3 protein-coding genes are annotated in these 4,068 nt (G+C 60.6%); 1 reads left to right on the top strand and 2 read right to left on the bottom strand.

Annotation, left to right across the window (positions count from 1 at the left end; translation table 11 throughout):
- Positions 1-39: 39 nt before the first annotated feature.
- Positions 40-996, bottom strand: coding sequence for a glucokinase (locus tag WBB95_RS16900; protein ID WP_424488637.1), 957 nt, complete (start codon positions 994-996; stop codon positions 40-42).
- Positions 993-2,819, bottom strand: a complete 1,827-nt coding sequence (edd, locus tag WBB95_RS16895; RefSeq protein WP_424488636.1) for a phosphogluconate dehydratase — start codon at positions 2,817-2,819, stop codon at positions 993-995. Before edd ends, WBB95_RS16900 begins: the two co-directional genes overlap by 4 nt.
- A 221-nt stretch (positions 2,820-3,040) precedes the next feature.
- On the opposite strand from edd, the gene gap reads away from it, so the two are divergent.
- Positions 3,041-4,042 carry a type I glyceraldehyde-3-phosphate dehydrogenase gene (gene gap / locus WBB95_RS16890; RefSeq protein ID WP_424488635.1) on the top strand — a complete coding sequence of 334 codons (1,002 nt, stop codon included), beginning with the start codon at positions 3,041-3,043 and terminating at the stop codon, positions 4,040-4,042.
- Positions 4,043-4,068 lie beyond the last annotated feature (26 nt).

The following is a 4,068-nucleotide window of genomic DNA, read 5'->3' as shown; positions in this document are numbered from 1 at the left end:
ATGTGGGAGCGGGCTTGCTCGCGAAGAGGCCATAACTACCTACGCAAACGCCTGTTCCAAAGCCACACCAGCCCCGGTCAACCCGGAATACGGTGCAGTCACCAACCACACCGGAATACCTTTGAAGTAGTCGCTCATGCAGCCTTTGTCGCCGAAACTCTTGGCGAAACCGCTGTTGATAAAGAAGTCGGCAAACCTCGGAATCACCCCGCCCACGATGTACACGCCACCGCGTCCGCCGGTGGTCAGTACGTTGTTACCCGCTACCCGGCCCAGCCAGATGCTGAACTGGTTCAAGACTTCCATGGCCACCGGGTCACCGGCCAGGCCGGCTGCCGTAATGGCTTCGGGCGTGTCCAGCACCGGCGTGTGGCCGTCGACTGCGCAAATGGCGCGGTACACGCGCGGCAAACCGCCACCGCTCAACGCGGTCTCGGCGCTGACGTGGCCGATCTCAGTGTAGATGTGTTGCCACAGCTGGGTTTCACGCGGGCTGCTCAGGGGCAGGTCGACATGCCCACCCTCCCCCGGCAGTGCGGCGTAACGGCCTTCGCCCAAATCCAGCAAGGTGCCGACGCCAAGCCCGGTGCCCGGACCGATCACCACGGCCGGACGCAACGGTTCCGGCGTGCCTTCACAGACCACGCGAAATTCGTCGGGCTTGAGGCGGGTCATGCCCAGGGCCATGGCCGTGAAGTCGTTGACCAGCAGCAGTTCATCCACTTGCAGGGTCTGGCAGAACGCAGTCTTGCTCAAGCGCCAGTGATTGTTGGTGAATTTAAATTCATCGCCACTCACCGGCCCGGCAACCGACAGGCATACCGCGCCAATGTCCCCGATTTCCAGGCCTTCTTCCTTGAGGTAAACCTTGATGGCTTCCTCAGGACTGGAATGATCCGCCGTGGCATGCACGCGGATCGAATGCAGTTCCTGATCCCGCCACAACGCAAAACGGGCGTTGGTACCCCCGATGTCACCGACCAGCGCAAGCTTCACTTAAGCGTCTCCAAGGCAGAGGTAAAGGCGCTGGCGCCCTGCTCTGCGGAGCTTGCGGCCAAGCGCATAAATGCAAACAGCTCGCGGCCAGCCCCCACGTTGTTGCCCAACAGGCCCGTGGCAGGCGTGCGCGCTGCAAATTCTTCGGCGTCCACCTTAAGCTCCAAGGTGCCCTTCACGCCATCGACGCGAATGATATCGCCATCCTGGACCCGTGCCAGCGGCCCGCCGCTCTGGGCTTCAGGGTTGACATGAATCGCGGCGGGGATCTTACCCGACGCGCCGGACATACGCCCATCTGTTACCAGAGCCACTTTAAAGCCGCGGTCCTGCAACACACCAAGGAACGGCGTCATTTTGTGCAACTCCGGCATGCCATTGGAGCGCGGGCCCTGGAAACGCATCACCGCAACAAAGTCTTTTTCCAGCTGGCCAGCCTTGAACGCGTCGGCCAGGTCTTGCTGATCCTGGAACACCACCGCCGGTGCTTCGACAACCTGGTGCTCCGGCGCAACCGCCGAGACTTTCATCACGCCACGGCCGAGGTTGCCTTCCATCACGCGCAAGCCACCTTCTGGCGAGAACGCACGGACCACGGGACGCAGGATGGTTTCGTCGAGGCTTTCGATCGGGCCGTCGCGCCAGATCAGCTCGCCATCGACCAGGAACGGCTCCTGGGTATAACGGCTGAGGCCCTTGCCGGCCACGGTGTTGACGTCTTCGTGGAGCAGGCCGGCTTCGAGCAGTTCGCGGATCAGGAACGACATGCCGCCCGCTGCCTGGAAGTGGTTGATGTCGGCCTTGCCGTTTGGGTACACGTGGGACAGGGTCGGCACCACCTCGGAGAGGTCGGCCATGTCCTGCCAAGTCAGAATGATGCCTGCCGACATGGCGATGGCCGGCATGTGCAGGGTGTGGTTGGTCGAGCCGCCGGTGGCGTTGAGCGCGACGATGGAGTTGACGATGGATTTCTCATCGACAATCTCGCCGATCGGCGTGAAGTTGCCGCTGGCCTTGGTCAAGCGCGTGACCTGGTGCGCGGCTTCGCGGGTCAGCGCATCACGCAGCGGCGTGTACGGGTTGACGAACGAGGCGCCCGGCAAATGCAGGCCCATCACTTCCATCAGCAACTGGTTGGTGTTGGCGGTGCCGTAGAAGGTGCAGGTGCCGGGGCTGTGGTAGGACTTCATCTCCGATTCCAGCAGCTCTTCGCGGGTGGCCTTGCCTTCGGCGTAGCGCTGGCGCACGTCGGCTTTCTGTTTGTTGGAGATGCCCGACGGCATTGGGCCGCCGGGCACAAAGACCATCGGCAAGTGGCCGTAGCGCAGCGCGCCCATCATCAGGCCGGGGACGATCTTGTCGCAGATGCCAAGCATCAGCGCGGCGTCGAACATGTTGTGGGACAGCGCTACCGCCGTCGACATGGCAATGACTTCACGGCTGAGCAGGCTCAGCTCCATGCCGGGCTCGCCCTGGGTCACACCGTCGCACATGGCGGGGGTGCCGCCGGCGAACTGGCCGACCGAGCCGACTTCGCGCAGGGCTTTCTTGATCTGTTCAGGAAAATGTTCGTACGGCTGATGCGCCGAGAGCATGTCGTTATATGAAGAAACAATTGCCACGTTGGCGGCATTCATCATGCGCAGGCTATTTTTATCTTCAGTGCCGCAACCGGCCACGCCGTGGGCGAAGTTGGCGCATTGCAGCTTGCCGCGCATCGGACCGTCGCTGGCTGCGCCGCGAATGAGCGCAAGGTAAGCCTCGCGGGTTGCACGACTGCGGGCGATAAGCCGTTCGGTGACCTCAATAACGCGGGGATGCATGTATAGAACTCCAGGCTAACGGATGTGGCGACCTGAGTGTCTATGCTGGTCAAACGCCCGCCGCGAAGAGGTTGGCAGGGTGTTACTTGACCAATCGGACCAGTTGATTCAGGTCACTCGTTGTAGATTGAACAAAATATTGCCACTAAAAAGGCTTGTTTTCTATTTTTATGCGAATAATCTTGTAATTCTTACAACAAATCGACGACAGGCACTTTCCAATGACTCTTCGTATCGCAATCAATGGTTTTGGCCGTATCGGCCGTAATGTCCTGCGCGCACTGTATACCCAAGGCTACCGCCAGGATTTGCAGATCGTCGCCATCAACGATCTGGGCGACAGTTCGATCAACGCCCACCTGCTCAAATACGACACCGTACATGGCACATTCGAAGCAGAGGTCGCCCACGATCAGGAAAGCCTGACCGTCAATGGTGACCGGATTGCCGTCAGTGCCATTCGCAACCCCGCCGACCTGCCGTGGGCTGCACACAAGATCGACGTGGTGTTTGAATGCACCGGCCTGTTCACCGACCGTGACAAGGCTGCCGCCCATATTACCGCCGGCGCACGCAAGGTGATCATCTCCGCCCCGGCCAAAGGCGCGGACGCCACCGTGGTCTATGGCGTGAACCATGACATTTTGCGTCAATCGCACCAGATCATCTCCAACGCTTCGTGCACCACCAACTGCCTGGCGCCAGTCGCCCAAGTGCTGCACCGCGAGCTGGGCATCGAAAGCGGCTTGATGACCACCATCCACGCCTACACCAACGACCAGAACCTGACCGACGTCTACCACACCGACCCGTACCGCGCGCGCTCGGCCACCCAGAACATGATCCCGAGCAAGACCGGCGCCGCTGAAGCGGTGGGCCTGGTACTGCCGGAACTGGCCGGCAAGCTGACCGGCATGGCCGTGCGTGTGCCGGTGATCAACGTGTCGCTGGTGGACCTGACCGTGACACTGAAGAAAGAAGCCACGGCCGAAGAGGTCAATGCACTGCTTAAAGCCGCCAGCCAGCATTCGAAAATCCTTGGTTACAACACCCTGCCGCTGGTTTCCAGCGACTTCAACCATAACCCGCTGTCGTCCATTTTCGACGCCAATCACACCAAAGTCAGTGGCAAATTACTGAAAGTGCTCGCCTGGTACGACAACGAGTGGGGTTTCTCCAACCGTATGCTGGATAACTGCCTGGCGCTGTGCAACGCCGAGTAATCGGGCAACAAAGCTCTCTGTGTGAG

The sequence above is a fragment of the Pseudomonas sp. genome (assembly GCF_049645325.1).
Lineage (GTDB): Bacteria > Pseudomonadota > Gammaproteobacteria > Pseudomonadales > Pseudomonadaceae > Aquipseudomonas.
Note: the sequence above shows the minus strand (reverse complement) of the source record. Positions and strands in the feature narration are given on the sequence as shown.